The sequence below is a fragment of the Pedobacter rhizosphaerae genome (genome assembly GCF_900111155.1).
GTDB lineage: Bacteria > Bacteroidota > Bacteroidia > Sphingobacteriales > Sphingobacteriaceae > Pedobacter > Pedobacter rhizosphaerae.
Map to the genome: position 1 here is coordinate 108,710 of NZ_FOGG01000014.1, position 19,307 is coordinate 128,016.

Below are 19,307 nucleotides of genomic sequence, written 5' to 3' on the forward strand. Positions count from 1 at the left end.
CCCTTATTTATCATCAATAGTTTAATATTTTTTCTACGTGAAAGAAGAAAAAAGGGTAATTAATCGTACGAGGGTGGCAAGAGATACTGAAATAAATTCAGCAAGACGAGATCTTATTAGGATTTTTAATTAGATTTCTACCGGATTTACGATCGACTTAACTATCAGCTCTGCATGTACCCTGGAGTTTTCGATAAATAGTTTGTGCGTATCCATACCTCCGCATACCACACCTGCCAGGTATAACCCCTTAACATTCGTTTCCATGGTATTTTCGTTGTATACAGGACAAAGGCTATCAGGGAGCTCAATCCCAAATTTTCTTAGCATATTAAAATCGGGCTGATAACCAGTCATCGCGATTACAAAATCATTAGGAATGGTCTTTATTCCCTCCTGAGTTTTAATATCCACTTCGTCTGTTCTGATTTCTAAAACTTCAGCATTAAAATAAGCCGTAATTTCTCCTTCTTTAATGCGGTTTTCAATATCAGGACGTACCCAGTATTTAACGTTTTTACCCAGTTCCGCGCTCCGTACCACCATCGTTACCTTAGCTCCCTTGCGGTAAGTTTCTAAAGCCGCATCAACGCCTGAATTGTTGGCTCCAACAACCAGCACATTCTGAAAAGCATATAAGTGTGGGTCTTTATAATAATGGGTTACTTTTGGAAGTTCCTCTCCCTTTACGTTCATTAAAAGCGGAACATCATAGAAACCTGTAGCTACAATTACATTTTTTGCTGTATAATCAGCTTTAGCCGTATTTACATGAAAGGAATCGCCATTTTTAGTTACTTGTTGAACCCTTTCAAACAGATTAATGTGCAGATTAAATTTCTCTGCCACCCTTCGATAGTACTCTACAGCCTCATTTCTATTGGGTTTAGGGCTGATGGTTACGAAAGGCACCCCTCCAATTTCCAAACGTTGAGAAGTAGAAAAAAACGTCATGAACACCGGATAATTGAAAAGACTGTTCACCAACGCTCCTTTTTCTATAATGATATAGCTCAGGTTTGCCCTTTGTGCTTCAATGGCGCAGGCCATCCCAATTGGGCCAGCCCCGATAATTAAAATATCGTAATGGTTGTGATTTTCTGACATTCAGTTTTTTTAGGATGTAGGTAGATTCAACGAATTTAAACTTTCATCGCCTTGCTGGGGCAGGCAAAATCGGTTCTTTTTAAGTTAGTACCTTTTATAGCGCCGTAACCTCCTGCCACATCGATAACATTTTCTACTCCGCGAGATTTTAAAATAGAAGCGGCAATCATTGAGCGATATCCGCCTGCACAATGGATATAATAGGTAGATTTCGGATCTATTTCAGACATCCAGTCATCAATATAATCTAAAGGGCGGCTAAGGGTAAATTCTAAATGCTCCGATTCATACTCACCAGGTTTACGTACATCAAGCGCAATCACTTCAGCTTCACTCGCTGCCGTTTCAAAGGCTGTGGCAGAAATCGATTCGATGGTATCAATTTCCTTTCCTGCAGCAATCCAGCTTTCAAATCCTCCATCTAAATAACCAATGGTATTATCATAACCTACACGGGTTAAACGGGTGATGGTTTCTTCTGCTTTTCCTTCTTCTGTAATCAACAAAATAGGTTGTTGCAAATCAGTAATCAAAGCACCTACCCAAGGCGCAAACTGACCATTTAAACCAATGTTGATAGAATTGGGAATAAATCCCTTAGCAAACACCTGCGGATCGCGGGTATCTAACAAAATTGCCCCGGTTTGATTGGCAGTATCTTCGAAAGCCTGAGGTATTAAGGCATTTAAACCTTTCTCAAAAACTTCTTCAATACTTTCTACACCACCTTTATTAATTGCTGCATTTTTAGAAAAATATTGAGGCGGAGGCATAATACCGTCCGTTACCTCTTTTATAAACTGTTCTTTTGTTGAAGCTTTTAAAGCATAATTCACTTCTTTCTGGTGACCCAAAGTATCAAAAGTTTCCTTACTCATGCTTTTACCGCAAGCAGAACCCGCTCCGTGTGCGGGATAAACAATCACGTCATCTGCCAGAGGCTTAATTTTATGGTTTAAAGAATCATAAAGCATTCCTGCTAAATCCTCCATAGTGAGCTCTCCCTTTTGGGCTAAATCCGGGCGACCAACATCACCGATAAAAAGTGTATCCCCACTAAAAATACAGTGGTCTTTACCATTTTCATCGGTCAATAAATAAGTGGTAGATTCTAAGGTATGCCCGGGTGTATGTAAGGCAGTAATGGTTACCTTACCGATTTTAAACTGTTCGCCATCCCGGGCGATATGTGATTTGAACGCTGTTTTTGCTGTTGGCCCGTAAATAATCTCGGCACCAGATTTCTCAGCCAAATCTACATGACCGGAAACAAAATCGGCATGAAAATGGGTTTCGAAAATATATTTAATCTTGGCTCCGGCCTTTTCTGCCTTTTTCAGATAGGTTCCAACTTCTCTAAGCGGATCAATAATTGCAGCTTCGCCATTACTTTCTATATAATAAGCGGCTTCTGCCAGGCAACCAGTATAAATTTGTTCTATTTTCATTCCTTCTAAGCATTATAGCTCCGAATTTATTTCCGAGCCAGATCGATGCTGAAATAAATTCAACATGCCATATAAGCTATTAGCAAAAATAGGGCTAAATAGCGACAACCCGAATGACGCAGGTCATAATTGCAGAAGTTTTACTTAAAATGAATATTAAAAATGGAATCAGGTATTTTCTGGCGTTAATTCACCACGAATAGATTTTTCCATCAACCTGCAGCTTTCTTCAACAGGCAATCCCAACCCCATTACAAACATTAATTTAGTAACTGTGGCTTCAAAAGTTAAATCATGTCCGCTTAAAACACCCATTTTTTGCAATTCGCGACTTGTTTCATATCTACCCAATTGTACCGAACCTTTTTTACATTGTGAAATGTCTACAATAATTTTCCCATTATCGATAGCCTTTTTCAAACAGCCTAAAAACCAATCGGCAGTAGTGGTATTTCCAGAACCGAAAGTTTCCATAATAATGGCATCTACTTTCGAATCGGTGATCGCCTGAACAGCTTGTGGAGTAATACCAGGGTATAGTTTCAAGACACCGATATTGGAATTAAAATTGGTTCTTAAATTCAGCTTTCCGTCTGGAACTTTTAAAATGTAGTTTTTATAGAATTGAAGATGAACGCCAGCTTCTGCCAAAATTGGATAATTTGGCGAACGGAAAGCTTCAAATTTTTCGATGTTGTATTTAATAGAGCGGTTCCCGCGAAACAGTTGGGCATCAAAATAGATACACACTTCCGGTACAAGTGCCTTACCATCTTCCTTGGTGGCCGCAATCTCTAGTGCAGTGATTAAATTCTCCTTTGCATCCGTACGAATCTGACCGATAGGCAATTGCGAACCCGTTAAAACTACAGGCTTAGCCAAATTCTCCAACATAAAGCTCAACGCTGAAGCCGTAAAAGCCATGGTGTCAGAACCGTGAAGAATTACGAAACCATCATATAAGTCGTACTTTCTGTAAATTAGTTCTGCTAAGGTTTTCCAGATTACCGGATCCATATTAGACGAATCGATAACAGGATGGAATGAATGAACATCCAAGTGATAGTTTAAACGTCCTAATTCAGGAACGTTATCTTTTATCTGCTCGAAATCAAAAGGGACGAGAATCCCATTGGCATCATTTACCATACCGATGGTACCACCAGTATAGATTATCAGGATATTATTCATTTGGCTAAGTTAGTTGCTCAGCGCAAAAGAACGCAAAAGATTTCTATTTGGCTAATTTAAGGGCAAAGAAACACACACCCTAAATGAACTATTTTCAGCTCCATGAAGATAACTCGCCACTAAAACGTTTAAACTCCAAAAATCTTAACTGAATTTGCTGTAGTCACTTCTGCAATCTCCGATACAGGCTTCTGGTAAATGTCTGCCAGTTTTTGAGCAATGTAAATCAGGTAACTGCTTTCGTTTGGTTTACCCCTGAAAGGAACAGGAGCTAAATAAGGAGAATCTGTTTCCAAAACCAGATTTGACAGCGGAATTTCAGAAAGTACCGCATCCAAACCCGCCTTCTTGTAGGTTACCACCCCGCCTATACCCAGATAAAAATTCAAATCAATGGCTTGTTTTGCCTGAGCTACGTTACCTGTAAAACAGTGAAAAATTCCTCTTAACTTTTCATCTTTCTCACTTTCCAACACCTCAAAAACCTCGTCAAATGCCTCTCTGCAATGAATCACAATCGGTAACCCAAGTGCTTTTGCCCAGGCAATTTGCTTATGAAAAGCATCTTGCTGAATGCCCAATGTAGTTTTATCCCAATACAAATCGATCCCGATTTCACCAATGGCGTATATTTTTCGGGGCGCAATACTTTGATAAATTTCGTCTAAAACGCTTAAATAATCTTCTTTTACATCGCAGGGATGTAATCCTGCCATTGCAAAGCAATTGTCGGGATATTTCTCAATTAGGCCGTCAATCATCGCTATTGAAGCAACATCTACGTTTGGGAGGAACAATCTGTTTACACCGTTTTCAAAACAGCGTTCCATTAATTGAGTTTGTTTTTCTAAGTCTTGCTCGTAATATAAATGGGTATGGGTATCGGTAAAAATCATGATAAAATATTCTTCGTAAATTTTTCTGGTTGCTGAGGACACCAATGCTATTAACTTAACGAGAAAACTAAAATGGATTGTCATCCAGAGCCTGTCGAAGGGTAATCCATTTTAGTTTTCGACTTGTCAAGAAGGTCTTCGACTACTTGTCCCGATTTCACACCGGGAAGCTCAAGGATGACATGGTATCCAATTAGCCTTCCATTTCCTTTTTCAAAAACTTTCCTGTTAAGCTAATTGGATTTTGAATCAGGCCCTCAGGCGTTCCTTCAAAAAGAATTCTGCCTCCTCCTGCTCCACCTTCTTCTCCCAGATCAATTACCCAATCGGCTACCTTTACCACATCTAAATTGTGTTCAATAACCAATATGGTATTTCCACGGTCGACCAGTTGATTTAATACACCTAGCAAAACATTAATATCTTCAAAATGCAAACCAGTAGTAGGTTCATCTAAAATGTAAAAAGTTTTACCTGTATCTTTCTTAGAAAGTTCTGTAGCCAGCTTCACCCGCTGGGCTTCTCCTCCTGATAGGGTAACAGAAGATTGACCTAAAGTGATGTAACCTAAGCCCACATCCTTAAGTGTTTTGATTTTGCGATAAATAATTGGAATGTGCTCAAAGAAAGTACAAGCATCCTCAATACTCATATCTAAAACATCACTAATCGACTTTCCTCTATATCGTACCTCTAAGGTCTCTCTATTATACCTTCTGCCACCGCATTCTTCGCAAGGCACCTGTACATCAGGCAGAAAGTTCATTTCAATTACTTTCATTCCTGCTCCCTGGCAGGTTTCACATCTTCCACCTTTTACGTTAAACGAAAAACGGCCAGGTTTGTACCCTCTTATTTTAGCCTCTGGAAGCTGAACAAACAAGTTTCTGATGTCAGAAAATACACCTGTATACGTAGAAGGATTAGATCTTGGTGTTCTACCAATCGGTGTCTGGTCAATCTCAATTACTTTATCTATCTCCTTTAAACCCGTAATCTTCTCGTATGGAAGCGGTGTTTTCTTCGCCCTGAAAAAATGGTGATTTAAAATAGGATATAGCGTCTCTGCAATCAAACTCGATTTTCCACTTCCGGAAACTCCGGTAACGGCAATAAATTTACCTAGAGGAAAATCTACTGAAACATCTTTTAAGTTATGACCACTGGCTTTAATGATGGATAATTTATGTCCATTACCTTTTCGCCTTTCTTTAGGAATTTCAATACTTTTTTTACCGTTGAGATAGGCTGCCGTTAAGGTTTTGGATTTCAAAATATCCTTAGCTGTTCCTTCAGCAACAATCTGTCCGCCATGAATACCGGCACCCGGGCCAACATCAATTACCCAATCGGCTTCCAGAATCATATCCTTATCGTGCTCTACCACTAAAACCGTGTTCCCTAAATCACGTAAATTTTTCAGTGCATTAATAAGGCGCTCATTATCTCTCTGATGAAGCCCAATACTTGGCTCATCCAGAATATACATTACATTCATTAACTGAGAACCAATCTGCGTAGCTAAACGAATGCGCTGAGCTTCTCCACCAGACAAAGTTCTCGCTGTACGATCTAGGGTTAAATAGGTAAGTCCAACATCAGTTAAAAATCCGATCCTGGCTTTAATTTCCTTTAAAATCTCTTTGGCAATGATATTCTGACGATCAGAAAGACGGCTATCTACATGTTCAAACCAGGTCCTCAATTGGTTGATGTCCATGGAAGACAAATCGAAAATGTTCATTCCATCTACCTTGAAATGTAAGCTTTCTTTTTTCAAACGTGCTCCGTTACATTCCGGACAGGTTTTCAGTTTACGGAAAGTCTCCATATCATCTACCGCAGCCTCGCCACGCTTCTCGTTCTGTTCTTCCAGCATCTTGATGATACCATCAAAAGTAATGTTGTAGTTCTGAACGTTCCACTTGTTGTATTCTACGGCTACACTGATCAAATCATGAGAACCATTTAAAATGATATTGATAACCTCATCGCTGAGCTTCTCTATAGGCGTAGACAGAGAGAAATTATATTTTTTGGCCAATGCCTTTAACACCTGGAACATCCAGATATCGCGGTATTCGCCTAGTGGTGCTAAACCACCATTTAAAATACTGAGTTTTGGATTGGGAATAACCGATTCTTTGTCCACTACGAAAATATAGCCCAATCCGTCGCAACGCTCACAAGCCCCATAAGGCGAGTTGAATGAGAAGCTGTTTGGCTGAGGTTCATCATAAGAGATACCTGTGGTTGGACACATCAGGAACTTACTGAAATGGGCAACATGATTATCCTTATCACTGATCTTGATTACCCCTTTACCCATTTTCATGGCGATTTGTAAAGAATCTAAAAGGCGCTTATTGTCTTTTTCATCAACAATTAACCGGTCAATTACTACTTCAATATCATGGATTTTATAACGATCGACCTGCATTTTGGCCGTAATATCTTTGATTTCACCATCCACACGAACCTTAACATAACCTTGTTTACGGATTTGTTCAAAAAGTTCGCGGTAATGTCCCTTTCTTCCTTTAACCACCGGAGCTAAAATATTGACAGCTACGCCCGAGAATTTCTTAAAGATGTTCTGGAGAATCTGGTCTTCACTCATACGCTCCATCTTCTCACCGGTATTATAAGAATAGGCATCGGCAACACGTGCATACAGCAAACGCATGAAATCGTAAATCTCGGTAATGGTTCCAACCGTTGAACGAGGATTTTTGCTGGTAGTTTTCTGCTCAATAGCAATAACCGGGCTCAGGCCCGATACCTTGTCCACATCAGGTCTTTCCATGCCGCCCATAAACTGACGGCTGTAAGCACTAAATGTTTCCATGTAGCGACGTTGTCCTTCGGCATATATGGTATCAAAAGCCAAAGATGATTTCCCGCTGCCGCTTAGGCCGGTAATTACGACCATTTTGTTGCGCGGGAAACTTACATCGATATTTTTTAAATTATGTACTCTGGCACCGTATACCTCTACCTCTTTTTGCTCACCCAGATCGATTGATTTACTGCTCATATTGTCTTTAAAAGTTGCTCGGAATCAGACGGAAGAATGGCTAAATTCCAATCCGCAAAATTGCTAAAAATTTTATCAAAAAGAAAGCTTAAATCAATCTGTATTCAGGACTGATTGTCATATTTACAGTTCTTGAAATTTAAGCGCTTTTCAGAGATTAACATCACTGCCAGACAAGTGTTTTTTAATTTTCATAAAAAGCTTCATATCATACTTAATGTCATCCTTCTCCCGCAGATTAAACAGGTTTTTAATGTAAATGATTTCAGCATAGATTTCACTCTGCGTATATCTGCCTAAATCAGCGGAAAACCAAAATTAATGTTGACAAATTGTGATAAATTATATTAAATTTATATTCCCCAAAAGAATAACCAAACCGCTTGTTTTCCAAACCCAAATCGAAAAACACACTATTTAATAACAAACAAAAGATATAATACTATGGCATCAGTTAATCCTTACCTTACTTTTAAGGGAAATTGCGAAGAGGCATTCACCTTTTACAAATCTGTTTTCGGGGGAGAATTCCCTTACATCGGCAAATTCAAAGATATGCCACCTGCAGAAGGCAGCGAGCCACTATCAGCAGAAGATGGCGAGAAAATTATGCACGTTTCCTTACCTATCAGCAAAGAAACTACTTTAATGGGTAGTGATACCGTTGGCAGCTATTGCGCTTCAGTTACCTTTGGCAACAACTTTTCGATCTCCATTAATGCAGACAGTACTGAAGAAGCCGATAAATTATTCGATGGCCTATCTGCCGGCGGACAAGTGACTATGCCGATGAACAAAACTTTTTGGGGTGCTTATTTCGGCATGTTCGTAGATAAATTCGGGATTAGCTGGATGGTGAATTATGATGAGGCTCCAAAAGGCTGATCCTCTCTTCTATAAAGAATTTCATTTGGGGCTGCGCATAATCATATGTGCAGCCTTTTTAGCAGCCCATACTACCATTTGATAGTAGTTCCATTTTCTGTAGGGTGGCCGGTGCAAACCAGAACGCGGCCTTTTGAAAGTTCTTCATCGGTAAGTACCTCATTGTAATCCATCCTCACCCCTCCTTTGGTACAAGTTGCCGCACAAGTACTACACATCCCGGCATGGCAGCTGTAAGGCAATTTAATTTTATGCTCCAAGGCCACATCCAATATTCTTTTTGGCCAGGGAATCTCGAGTTGATGTACTTCACCTTTAAAATCCAAAACAACGGAATAGGTATTTTTATCGACCACCTTTTCTGCAGAGCTATCATCCTCATCCAATTCATCTTCAGGCAAAACAAAGGTTTCTCTTTTAATCTGCTTTATATCGAAACCCATACCCAATAAGGTAATCCGGCATAAATCCATATAAATGATCGGGCCGCAAGTATAGAAAAGCGCTTTTTCAGGTTCATGTTGCAGGAATTCTTTTAACAGCCTTTCAATATAAAACTTGTTTAACCGGGCGGTCATTAAATTCTTACTGTTGCTAAAAACCCATACAATTTTTAATCTATCGGGGTATTTTTGTTGCCATTCATTCAGCTCATCATAAAATAATGCATCTTCTCTCGATCGGTTACTGTACACTAATATAATCCTCGAATTTTGCTCTCTTACCAAAGCGGTTTTAAGAATCGAAAACAGTGGGGTAATTCCTACACCAGCTGCAAAAAGGAATACATCCCGGTAAACTTTTTCATCGGGCAGGTAACTAAAGAGCCCCTGCGGTTCTTGTCCGAGCAATATATCGTTTAATGCCGTTTTATGGTGTAACAATCTAGAAATCTCTCCATTTTCTACCCGTTTTACGGTGATAGATAGCGGCTCCTTCACATCAGGAGAACTACTGAAAGAGTAAGACCTTCTAACTTCCTTGTGCTTTCCTTGAAAAATGAGTGATATAAACTGTCCAGCCAAATAACGAGGGTATTCCCCATCTACCGGTTCAAATTGAAAAGTAATGTTTTCTCCAGGCTGGTTGATGATCTTAGTGATCCGAAGTTTGAACATAATGCAAAGAAAAGGATTTGGTTTGAAAGCGGAAAGGCTAAAGCTGAACTCCGTCAAAGGTACTTAGGATAGTCGTTAGTACTTAATCGTTAGTACCTAGTCGTTAGTATATAGACAGGGCGGTTAACCTTTCAATCGTCCAATCTTGATACTTGATACTCAAATCTCGATACTAACAAACAAAAAGCGTCCTGATTTAAAACCAGGACGCCCTTACCAAATGCTTTGTCTTTTATGTTAATTATTATTCAGCGTTATAAGCCAATAATGATTTCGGTTTTTCGTATCCGTAACGTGCTGGGTGTTCCATAATCTGTTTCATAGAAATCAATTTATAAACATAGCCACCGGTTTCGCGGTTTAGCTTCAGTTTATAATAATTATCCTGATTTTGATTATTGATTTGTCTGCGTAAGCGACCGTCACCAACATTGTAAGCCGCAGCTACCAATGTCCAGCTCTCTAAACCGCCATACATTTCTTTAATGTATTTGCATGCTGCAATGGTTGATTTACGCAAGTTGTAGCGTTCATCTACTCTACCATTAACTTTTAAACCATACATACGGGCCGTGGATGGCATAAACTGCCAAATTCCAGCCGCACCTTTTGGAGAAACGCCAGCCTGAAGGCCAGATTCTACCAGTGCTACATATTTAAAATCGTTAGGGATTCCGTAAGCTGCAAGTATAGGTTCGATAATAGGGAACCATTCAGCCGCTTTTCTATGTAAACGATGTGTTTGCAGGTGACCATAGGTGTGTGCTGCAAGGGTTTTCTTCATTTTGCGTTCTATCCGCTTATCTCCTAGGGGTAGCGTTTCTTCTGCAAAATTTAACTGAGCCATTAAAGAAATCGGTTCTTTTTCTGGGATTTCAGCTTTTTGTGTTGTTGTTGTTGTGTCAGAATTTTCTTTTTCTAAAAGACTTTCTTTTGCTTGGGGCATTTGGTAAGCGAACACTTTTGCCAATATAAATAATGCTGCCATTACTATAAATGGGATCATGTGTTTCTTTAACATCTTCCTCCTTTTTTTGGTGAAACTTATAAAAAACGTTGGCAAAGGTAAAAAATAATAATCAGATTATCAAATAGTTACAAAAATAGCCGCCAAAATCAGCCTTTAAAGTGCTTTAAACGTGGATTTTAAATTTGGATTTTTAAGGCAGTTTTTCTATTTTAGAGGCTATTTTTTGAGTAAATTTTTCCGCTCTCTAAAATTGTTTTATTGGTCTATTTTGCATAAATTTGCAGCCCGCATTTTTGATGTGGATAAAAGCGTATCATGATAAATAAAAACAACAGGAACAGTCGGGATGACAAGTCCAAATCCGGTGGTCGAAAAACAGAAGGCAGAACTAATGATGCCAGACCTGACAGAAGAAAAACAGGTGATAGAGACCAAAAATTCAGCAAATCATCCGATTCAAAAGACGGCTTCAGACCTAGAAGCACAGAAGGTAAAGATTTCAAATCTAAATCCTTCGGAGACAAAAGAGATTTCAAACCCAGAGGAGATCGCGATTTCAAATCCAAAGACAGCGAGCCAAAGGGATTCAAATTTGGCGATAGAGAATTCAAATCAAAAGATTCAAACGCTAAATCAGAAGACCGCAGCTTCAAATCAAGAGACTACAAACCTAGAACAGGTGATAGAGATTTCAGATCAAGAGAAGACAGACCCAGAACAGGCGACAGAGATTTTAAATCAAGAGAGGACAGACCTAGAACAGGTGACAGGGATTTCAAATCAAGAGATGATAAACCCAGAGATTACAAACCAAGAGGAGAACGTGATTTCAAATCTAAGGATGGCGGTTCGAGAGATTTTAAACCGAAATATGGGGAGCGTGGATTTAAGCCCAGAGAGGGAAGATCTGACGACTTTAAGCCTAGCGCAGGAAGCTCTAGAGATGTAAAGCCAAGACCGGGAACTGACAGCAGACCTTTCAGAAAAAGAGAAGAAAGCGCAAGAGATACCGAGTTTAACCGCGAAGAAAGAACCGTAATTAAACAAGGTCGCAAAACAAATGAAGACAAAGGCTTAATCCGCCTTAACAGATATATTTCAAATGCAGGAATTTGCTCCCGTCGTAAGGCAGACGAACTTATTGCTGCAGGTATTATTACGGTAAACGGTGAATCCGTTACTGAATTAGGCCACAAAGTTGATCCTACAAAAGATCAGGTTCGTTACAATGGCGAACTATTGAAACGTGAAAAGAAAGTTTACGTTTTATTAAACAAGCCTAAAGATTACATTACCACAACTGACGATCCACAGGAACGCAAAACCGTAATGCAATTGGTTGATAAAGCTAGCAGAGAGCGCATCTATCCTGTTGGGCGTTTAGACAGAAACACAACTGGCTTATTATTGATGACCAATGATGGTGATCTTGCCGACAAGTTATCTCACCCTAAAAATGGCATTACCAAAATCTACAATGTAGAATTAGACAAAAACCTTTCACAAGGTGATTTAAATAAAATTGCATTTGGGTTAGAGTTAGAGGATGGCCTTATTAAGCCAGACAATATTTCTTACGTTGCCGGGGCTTCAAAAAAAGAAGTTGGAATACAGATACACAGTGGCAAAAACCGTATTGTTCGTCGTATTTTCGAACACCTGGGTTACAGCGTTGAAAAATTAGACCGTGTGGTTTATGGCAACTTAACTAAAAAAGATCTTCCACGCGGAAGATGGCGTTACTTAGAAGAGCATGAATTGATTCAGATCAAACATCTTATTAAATAGTATAAAAGGCAATCGAAAGGTTGCCTTTTTTTTGAATTGATATATCCCGACAATACATTCTACTGATGGTGTTTCGTTAAGTTTTTCCCATATTTGTTTTCATTAAGAAAAATACATGAGAAAAGTCACCTCCTTAATATTTGCTCTGGCATTATCTAGTGCTGCATTTGCCCAAAAAACAAATTACAACCTGCTGGTTGGCACATACACCAATGGAGGCAAGAGCGAAGGCATTTACACTTATCAGTTTAATACCATCACTGCCAAGGCAACTTTAAAAAGTGTCGCTAAGAAGACAGACAATCCCAGTTATCTGGCCATCTCTCCTGATCGAAAATTTGTGTATGCTGTAAACGAAACAGGCAATACCAGTACTGTAAGTGCTTTTAAATACAATAACCTAACCGGTGAGCTATCTTTTTTAAACAAAGTAGACAGTCAGGGAGCAGATCCTTGCCACATTACCGTTGACGGCAAAAACGTAATTGTTGCCAACTATTCTGGGGGTAGCTTAGCTGTTTTCGCCCGCATGGCTGATGGATCAATAGCAGAAGCCAAGCAGATTATTAAGCATACCGGAAAAAGCATTGATCCGAAAGGCAGACAACAAAGCGCACACGTACACATGGTACAATTCACCCCAGATCATAAATATTTAATTTGCAATGATCTGGGAGAAGATTTAACGTACATTTATAATTATAACCCGTTAGCTAAATCAACTGTTTTATCCATCAAAACGGTTTTAAAAACAAATGCAGGCTCGGGTCCAAGGCACATTACTTTTTCTCCTAACGGCAGATTTGCTTACCTGGCCCACGAGTTCAATGGAAAGATTACCGGATTTGTTTACAGCAAGGGGAACCTCAAAAAAATTCAGGAGATCGGCACTACCCCTAAAGATTTTACAGGGAAAATCGATGGAGCAGATATTCATGTTTCCCCAGATGGTAAATTTCTTTACGAAACCAATCGCGGAGATGCGAATACTATCTCTGTTTTTTCTATCCTACCTACAGGTATTTTGCGTTTCGTAGAAACGGTGAGCACTTTAGGTAAAGGCCCTAGAAACTTCAGTATTGACCCTAGCGGGAAGTTTTTACTGGTAGGTCACCAGTACACAAACGATGTTGTAGTTTTCAACAGGAATAAAATTACTGGCAAACTTACCGATAGCGGAAAACGTATCGCTGTTGGCGCACCGGTATGCCTTGTATTTGACAAATAATACGCTGATGGAAAATTTCGACTGGACTAGGTTTACCATTAAAATCGCAATAAAGGCGGGCATTGAGGAAATTTATAATGCCTGGACCATCCCGACAGAAATTGAAAAATGGTTTTTAAGTGATGCCAGCTATCAGGATGAAAATGGCGTAAATATTCCAAAGGACCAGAATATCCTTAAAGGAGATCTCTATAAGTGGATCTGGCATCTGTATGATGAGCTGGAAGAGGGCGTAATTACCATAGCAGATGGCTATGATAGCTTGCAATTTACTTTCGCCGGAACCTGCTTGGTAGATATCCAGCTAAGGGAAGAGTATGAATATACGATTGTGGAGCTAACGCAAAAAGACATTCCTACTGACGATGAATCTAAAAGAAATATCAGGTTAGGTTGCCACGGCGGCTGGAGCTTTTATCTGGTTAATCTAAAATCTGTATATGAAGGTGGCCTTGACCTCAGAAATAAAGATAATCGCTTTAAACCGATGTTAAATAATTAGTCCATGACGGATACGATTAAAGAAGTCAACACCAATGGTTTTTCAATTATCAATGAAATTTATACGCCAAAAGAAGTAAAATCGATCATTGAAATTATTGATCAGGTTGATACGCACAAAGCAACTTTTAGGAAATCAGCAGATCTATTTGCCATCCGTCAGTTTTTAAAGGAGTTACCAGCTATTACCGAACACCTGTTTAATCCGAAATTAAAATCGTTAATCCATTCGGTGTTTGGTGAGCACTACTTCCTTGTCAAATCGATTTATTTCGACAAACCCCAAAGCTCCAACTGGTTTGTTTCCTATCACCAGGATTTAACCATTTCAGTAGATCAGAGAGTCGATCTCCCTGGCTTTGGACCTTACACCACCAAACAAGATCAATTCGCTGTACAGCCTCCCCTACCTATCCTGGAGCAGAACTTCACTGTCCGCATTCATCTTGATGATACAGATGAGGGAAATGGAGCGCTTAAAGTGATTCCCGGATCGCATAAAAAAGGTGTTTACAAGGCAAACGAAATTGATTGGAATATTGAAAAAGAATTAAGCTGCAACGTTAGAACGGGCGGTGTAATGATTATGAAGCCTTTATTGCTTCACAGCTCAAGCAGAACAACCAATAATAGAAAGCGAAGAGTTATACACCTGGAATTTAGCAGGCAAAGTTTACCTGAGGGGCTGAGTTGGGCGGAATTCTTAGAGATTCATAATTAATGAGTGAATGAAGCAATGATAGAATGAGTGAATGATACAAGCGCTGTTCATATTGAATCATCCAAAACTCAATCCTCCAATAATTAATGAGTGAATGAAAGAATGATGGGATGAGTGAATGACACAAGCGATATTCATATTGAATCATTCAAAACTCAATCCTTCAATAACTAATGAGTGAATGAGGCAATGATGGAATGAGTGAATGATACGAGCGCTGTTCACATTCAATCATTCAAAACTCAATCCTTCAATAATTAATGAGTGAATGAAAGAATGATGGGATGAGTGAATGACACAAGCGCTATTCATATTGAAACATTCAAAACTCAATCATTCAATAATTAATGTGTGAATGAGGCAATGATTTAATGAATTAATGATAGAATGAGTGAATGATACGAGTACTGTTCACATTCAATCATTCAAAACTCAATCCTTCAATAATTCTATTTATGCTGGTTCAGCAACCTTCGCTACATTCCGGTACGGAAATTCGCTAAAAATATGTCTTCTGGCAAATCTTCCCGGAGAATCTGCATTTACCAATTTGATATATATCGCTCTGGGCACATCAAAATATTCGTAAGCACTACCATCAAAAAACTGAACATTGAGCACTTGCTGTTTATACTCAAAATCCATGATATTGGATGTAGTGATGGTTTGGGTATAGGTTTCCAAATGCTGTTCTCTAGTTTCGGGAGCGATACTCACTAAAAAATGATAAGCTTCAATAATATCCTTACTTCTGGCTTCTGCTGCTGACTTCTCTTCATCTTGCTGAAATTTGTCAGGATGGCAATCTTTCATCAATGTTCTGTACACTGTTTTAAGTTCCTTTAATTCAGCTGTTTTATCTACGTTTAGAAGCTTTCTGTAATCCACTATTTTTTTCATGGCCGCAAAGGTACGATTTATAATGATTTGATTTTGAGAAAGTTTTGTTTTAGTAAATATTATTTTTCATAAGGCTGGAAAACAAAAAATCACCAGCCGATATTGAATTGAACAATACCAACTGGTGACTTCTTAGAATCTATTTAAACCTACTTTGGCAGGCCTTTTTCTGCATTAACTTCTTCCAAAATTGGTGTGGCTATAGACTTAATGGATTTTTGAATAGTGTCGTTTTTCTGCTCGAAAATTACAATATCATTTTTACCTGCCTTTAACCAGCAGCCAGGTAAATAAAGCGTTTGTTGTGGCCCAACACTCCAATAACGTCCGATGTTAATGCCATTTACAAAAACAATACCCTTACCCCAATCGCGCATATCCAAGAAAGTATCACCGGTTTTAGTTAAATTGAAACTTCCCTGATATACTGCTGGTTTACCTGCAACTGCAGAATTTTTAGCAGCAGCCAGATCAGGTGTAACATCCATTGGTAATTTGTACATATCCCAATTACCAGTGATGGTTTGCCCATTGATGATTACCGGAGATATAATTCCCTTTGTACTATTAATGATTTTAGAGCCATAATTAATACGCCCCATATTTTCTACAATAATATCTAGGGTAGCATTGAAAGGAATATCGATTTCGCAATCATATTTTTTATAATAGCTGTTTAATTCTGCAACCTTTGTTCCATTAACATAAACAATCGCATAATCTCTTAAACCTGATAATTCTAACTTGCCGCTAATAGGCTGATTGAATTTTTTGCTGTACCACACATAACCATGTCCTTGATTTAACTCCTCAAAAGTTAAAGGTTTATCATCATTAACAGGATTAATTTTGTTCTTGATATCTTCCAGATCAACCGCTTTAGTTAAAGCAATATTTGAAATTTCGATAACAGGGTTCTTTGCAGGAACCGCAGGAGTTTCAGCAGTTTTAAGCATAGTGCGCAAAGTATCGTATTTCTTGGTTACCCAACCGGCCTCACTAATTGGTGCATCATAGTCATAGCTGGTTAAATCTGGCTGAATATCATGTTTGTTATCATAATTTGCACCAGAAGTAAAACCAAAATTAGTTCCACCGTGTACCATGTAATAATTAAACGAAACACCTCCATCTAAATACTTTTGGGTTTGTTTAGCTGTGCTTTTGTAAGATACCTTTGGAAATGGCTCAGCCCAATGATCTAACCAACCAGGGTAGAATTCTGCCACCATATACGGCCCCTTTCCGCCATTAAACTTGTTAACAATTTCTTTAAGTTTGGTTACGTCATCTTCACCGTTAGCGGTTGGCAATGCTCCAGGTAGTGCACCACCTTCAAACAGCCAGCTACCATCTGAAGTAAAGAAAGGCACATTAAAGCCAACATCTTTTAACTGCTGAAATACGGCTGCACTATATTTTTTATGATCTTCTAAGGCAATATCTTTTCGTTGTGCTACATAAGAACCAAATTCGTTCTCGCCCTGAACCATGATAATTGGCCCACCGTTGCTCACCAGAAGATTCTTTACCTGCCCATAAAGCGCTGTAAAATATGCTTTTGTTGCCGCAAGATATTGTGGATTGTTTCCGCGGATAACCATTCCGGGAACTTTTTGCAAGAACCAAGGGTACCCTCCAAATTCCCACTCTGCACATACATATGGCCCCGGACGAAGAATTACAAATAAGCCTTCCTCTTGCGCCGTTTTAATGTATTCCGCAACATCTTTATTCCCTGTTTTAAAATCCCACACCCCGGGGGCGGTTTCATGGTAATTCCAGAATACATAAGTGGCAACGGCATTTAAGCCCATTGCTTTCATCATTTTTAAACGATGACGCCAGTAAGGTTTCGGAATTCTTGCATAATGCATCTCTCCACTATGGATTTGGATCGGCTTTCCATCCAAAAGAAAGTTTCCATCGGCGATGGCAAAGGTGTGTTTAACAGACTGGCTCTTGTTTTTTGTTTGCGCATTGGCATTCATGGCTAAGCCAGCCAGTAAAATCAAGCTAAATAGTTTGGTTTTCATTTGTGTTTAATTGTTCAAAAAAAGTTAGTTTACAGCTAAAAAAATAGGGATTGGTTTGAGAATATTTTTTTGAAAAAAAATATGATTTCCATGCTCTGTTTTTTAGAGAAAGACCTAAACGACGACTCTTCACTATAAAAAAGATCTCCGGAAGTCAAACGTTTGATTGGCCTTAACTTCCCAGAAAGCAAGTTTTATAACTCACAAAAATATACTCAAACCCTTAAATATAAACGATTAAGCCACAAAAAAGCAAAATTTAATATTTTGTCTGCAACGAATTTTCGATTATCTCTTTGTAAAAATCAATGTAATGAGGGAGAATTTTTTTAAGATCAAAATCCTGAGCTCTTTTGAAAGCATTTTCTTTAAACTGCTTTAAGGTCTCTTCATCTTTTAATATTTCAATTGCATGATTGGCCATGCTATCTACATCGCCAACATTGCTCATGTAGCCACAAAAACCATCAATATTCAATTCGGGCAAGCCGCCGGCATTCGTAGTAATAATCGGAACCTTACAAGCCATGGCTTCCAAAGCTGCCAAACCAAAGCTTTCCGATTCTGAAGGCATGAGAAATAAATCAGAAACAGATAAAATCTCTTCAACGGCATCTTGCTTTCCTAAGAAACGTACATTTTCACAAATGTTTAAGCTTCTGCAAAGTTGTTCATTGTAAACACGTTCTGGTCCGTCTCCTACCATTAAAAGTTTTGAAGGAATCACAGACTGAACTTTTTCAAAAACACGGATTACATCCGAAGTACGCTTTACTTTTCTAAAGTTACTGGTGTGAATCAATATCCTTTCATTGTTAGGCGCAATAGCTTTTTTGAAATGGTCTTTTGCCTGAAGGCTAAAGCGGCTAAAATCAATAAAATTAGGGATTACCTTAATATCTTTCGTGATCTCAAAATGCCTGTAGGTATCGTCTTTCAGATCCTGTGAAACCGTAGTTACGCCATCACTTTGATTAATAGAGAATGTAACAACAGGCTTATAGGTTGGATCTTTTCCCACTAAGGTAATATCTGTTCCGTGTAGGGTAGTAACCACCGGAATATGTATACCATAACTGGCTAAAATCTGCTTGGCCATAAAAGCTGCAGAGGCATGGGGAATAGCATAATGAACGTGAAGTACATCCAATTGTTCGAAACGTACCACATCTACCAATTTGCTGGCTAAGGCCGATTCATAAGGGGCATAGTCGAAAAGTGGATAATCTCTTACCGACACCTCGTGATAGAACAAATTGGCCGAAAAAAAATCGAGCCTTGCAGGTTGGCTATAAGTAATAAAGTGAACCTGGTGGCCTTCGTTAGCCAATGCTTTACCCAGCTCAGTTGCAACTACTCCACTACCGCCAAAAGTGGGGTAGCAAACAATTCCTATCTTCATTATGTACGTGTTGTTGTTACCGCAAATGTAACCCAATTAATCCTAAATTGTGTGTAAGACAATTGCAATAAAACAACAC

At 38.9% G+C, this 19,307-nt stretch carries 15 protein-coding genes; 5 read left to right on the forward strand and 10 right to left on the reverse strand.

The window, feature by feature from the left end:
* Positions 1-129 precede the first annotated feature (129 nt).
* The 5 genes from BMX11_RS12920 to uvrA all read right to left on the reverse strand — a co-directional run bounded on the left by BMX11_RS12920 (position 130) and on the right by uvrA (position 7,679).
* Positions 130-1,107 (reverse strand): YpdA family putative bacillithiol disulfide reductase, encoded by a 978-nt coding sequence (locus tag BMX11_RS12920; protein ID WP_090884921.1) that lies wholly within the window; start codon positions 1,105-1,107, stop codon positions 130-132.
* A gap of 35 nt (positions 1,108-1,142) precedes the next feature.
* The gene (locus BMX11_RS12925) at positions 1,143-2,555 is read right to left on the reverse strand and encodes an MBL fold metallo-hydrolase (protein ID WP_090884923.1); all 1,413 of its coding nucleotides are present in this window, start codon (positions 2,553-2,555) and stop codon (positions 1,143-1,145) included.
* A 168-nt stretch (positions 2,556-2,723) separates the two neighbouring features.
* The gene (locus BMX11_RS12930; RefSeq protein ID WP_090884925.1) at positions 2,724-3,746 is read right to left on the reverse strand and encodes an asparaginase; all 1,023 of its coding nucleotides are present in this window, start codon (positions 3,744-3,746) and stop codon (positions 2,724-2,726) included.
* A 128-nt stretch (positions 3,747-3,874) separates the two neighbouring features.
* Positions 3,875-4,642 (reverse strand): TatD family hydrolase, encoded by a 768-nt coding sequence (locus tag BMX11_RS12935; RefSeq protein WP_090884927.1) that lies wholly within the window; start codon positions 4,640-4,642, stop codon positions 3,875-3,877.
* A gap of 193 nt (positions 4,643-4,835) precedes the next feature.
* Positions 4,836-7,679 carry an excinuclease ABC subunit UvrA gene (gene uvrA / locus BMX11_RS12940; protein WP_090884929.1) on the reverse strand — a complete coding sequence of 948 codons (2,844 nt, stop codon included), beginning with the start codon at positions 7,677-7,679 and terminating at the stop codon, positions 4,836-4,838.
* Positions 7,680-8,123: 444 nt separating this feature from the next.
* On the opposite strand from uvrA, the gene BMX11_RS12945 reads away from it, so the two are divergent.
* Positions 8,124-8,564 carry a VOC family protein gene (locus tag BMX11_RS12945; protein WP_090884931.1) on the forward strand — a complete coding sequence of 147 codons (441 nt, stop codon included), beginning with the start codon at positions 8,124-8,126 and terminating at the stop codon, positions 8,562-8,564.
* Positions 8,565-8,635: 71 nt separating this feature from the next.
* On the opposite strand, the gene BMX11_RS12950 is transcribed toward BMX11_RS12945, so the two are convergent.
* Together BMX11_RS12950 and BMX11_RS12955 are read right to left on the reverse strand one after the other, a co-directional pair.
* Positions 8,636-9,682, reverse strand: a complete 1,047-nt coding sequence (locus tag BMX11_RS12950) for a 2Fe-2S iron-sulfur cluster-binding protein (RefSeq protein ID WP_090884933.1) — start codon at positions 9,680-9,682, stop codon at positions 8,636-8,638.
* Between the two features lie 244 nt (positions 9,683-9,926).
* Positions 9,927-10,703, reverse strand: coding sequence for a lytic transglycosylase domain-containing protein (locus BMX11_RS12955; protein ID WP_090884935.1), 777 nt, complete (start codon positions 10,701-10,703; stop codon positions 9,927-9,929).
* A gap of 264 nt (positions 10,704-10,967) precedes the next feature.
* On the opposite strand from BMX11_RS12955, the gene BMX11_RS12960 reads away from it, so the two are divergent.
* From BMX11_RS12960 to BMX11_RS12975, 4 genes are all read left to right on the forward strand, one after another.
* Positions 10,968-12,440 carry a pseudouridine synthase gene (locus BMX11_RS12960; RefSeq protein WP_090884937.1) on the forward strand — a complete coding sequence of 491 codons (1,473 nt, stop codon included), beginning with the start codon at positions 10,968-10,970 and terminating at the stop codon, positions 12,438-12,440.
* A 115-nt stretch (positions 12,441-12,555) separates the two neighbouring features.
* Positions 12,556-13,668: a lactonase family protein gene (locus BMX11_RS12965; RefSeq protein WP_090884939.1), complete on the forward strand. Its 1,113-nt coding sequence runs from the start codon at positions 12,556-12,558 to the stop codon at positions 13,666-13,668.
* A gap of 7 nt (positions 13,669-13,675) precedes the next feature.
* Positions 13,676-14,170 (forward strand): SRPBCC family protein, encoded by a 495-nt coding sequence (locus tag BMX11_RS12970; protein WP_090884942.1) that lies wholly within the window; start codon positions 13,676-13,678, stop codon positions 14,168-14,170.
* Positions 14,171-14,173: 3 nt separating this feature from the next.
* Positions 14,174-14,890: a phytanoyl-CoA dioxygenase family protein gene (locus BMX11_RS12975; RefSeq protein ID WP_090884944.1), complete on the forward strand. Its 717-nt coding sequence runs from the start codon at positions 14,174-14,176 to the stop codon at positions 14,888-14,890.
* Positions 14,891-15,343: 453 nt separating this feature from the next.
* On the opposite strand, the gene BMX11_RS12980 is transcribed toward BMX11_RS12975, so the two are convergent.
* From BMX11_RS12980 to bshA, 3 genes are all read right to left on the reverse strand, one after another.
* Positions 15,344-15,790 (reverse strand): KTSC domain-containing protein, encoded by a 447-nt coding sequence (locus BMX11_RS12980; RefSeq protein ID WP_090884947.1) that lies wholly within the window; start codon positions 15,788-15,790, stop codon positions 15,344-15,346.
* 149 nt (positions 15,791-15,939) lie between these two features.
* Positions 15,940-17,826: a glycoside hydrolase family 35 protein gene (locus BMX11_RS12985; protein WP_090884950.1), complete on the reverse strand. Its 1,887-nt coding sequence runs from the start codon at positions 17,824-17,826 to the stop codon at positions 15,940-15,942.
* Between the two features lie 259 nt (positions 17,827-18,085).
* A complete protein-coding gene (gene bshA, locus BMX11_RS12990; protein WP_090884952.1) occupies positions 18,086-19,228 on the reverse strand; it encodes an N-acetyl-alpha-D-glucosaminyl L-malate synthase BshA in 1,143 nt (380 codons plus the stop codon).
* Positions 19,229-19,307 lie beyond the last annotated feature (79 nt).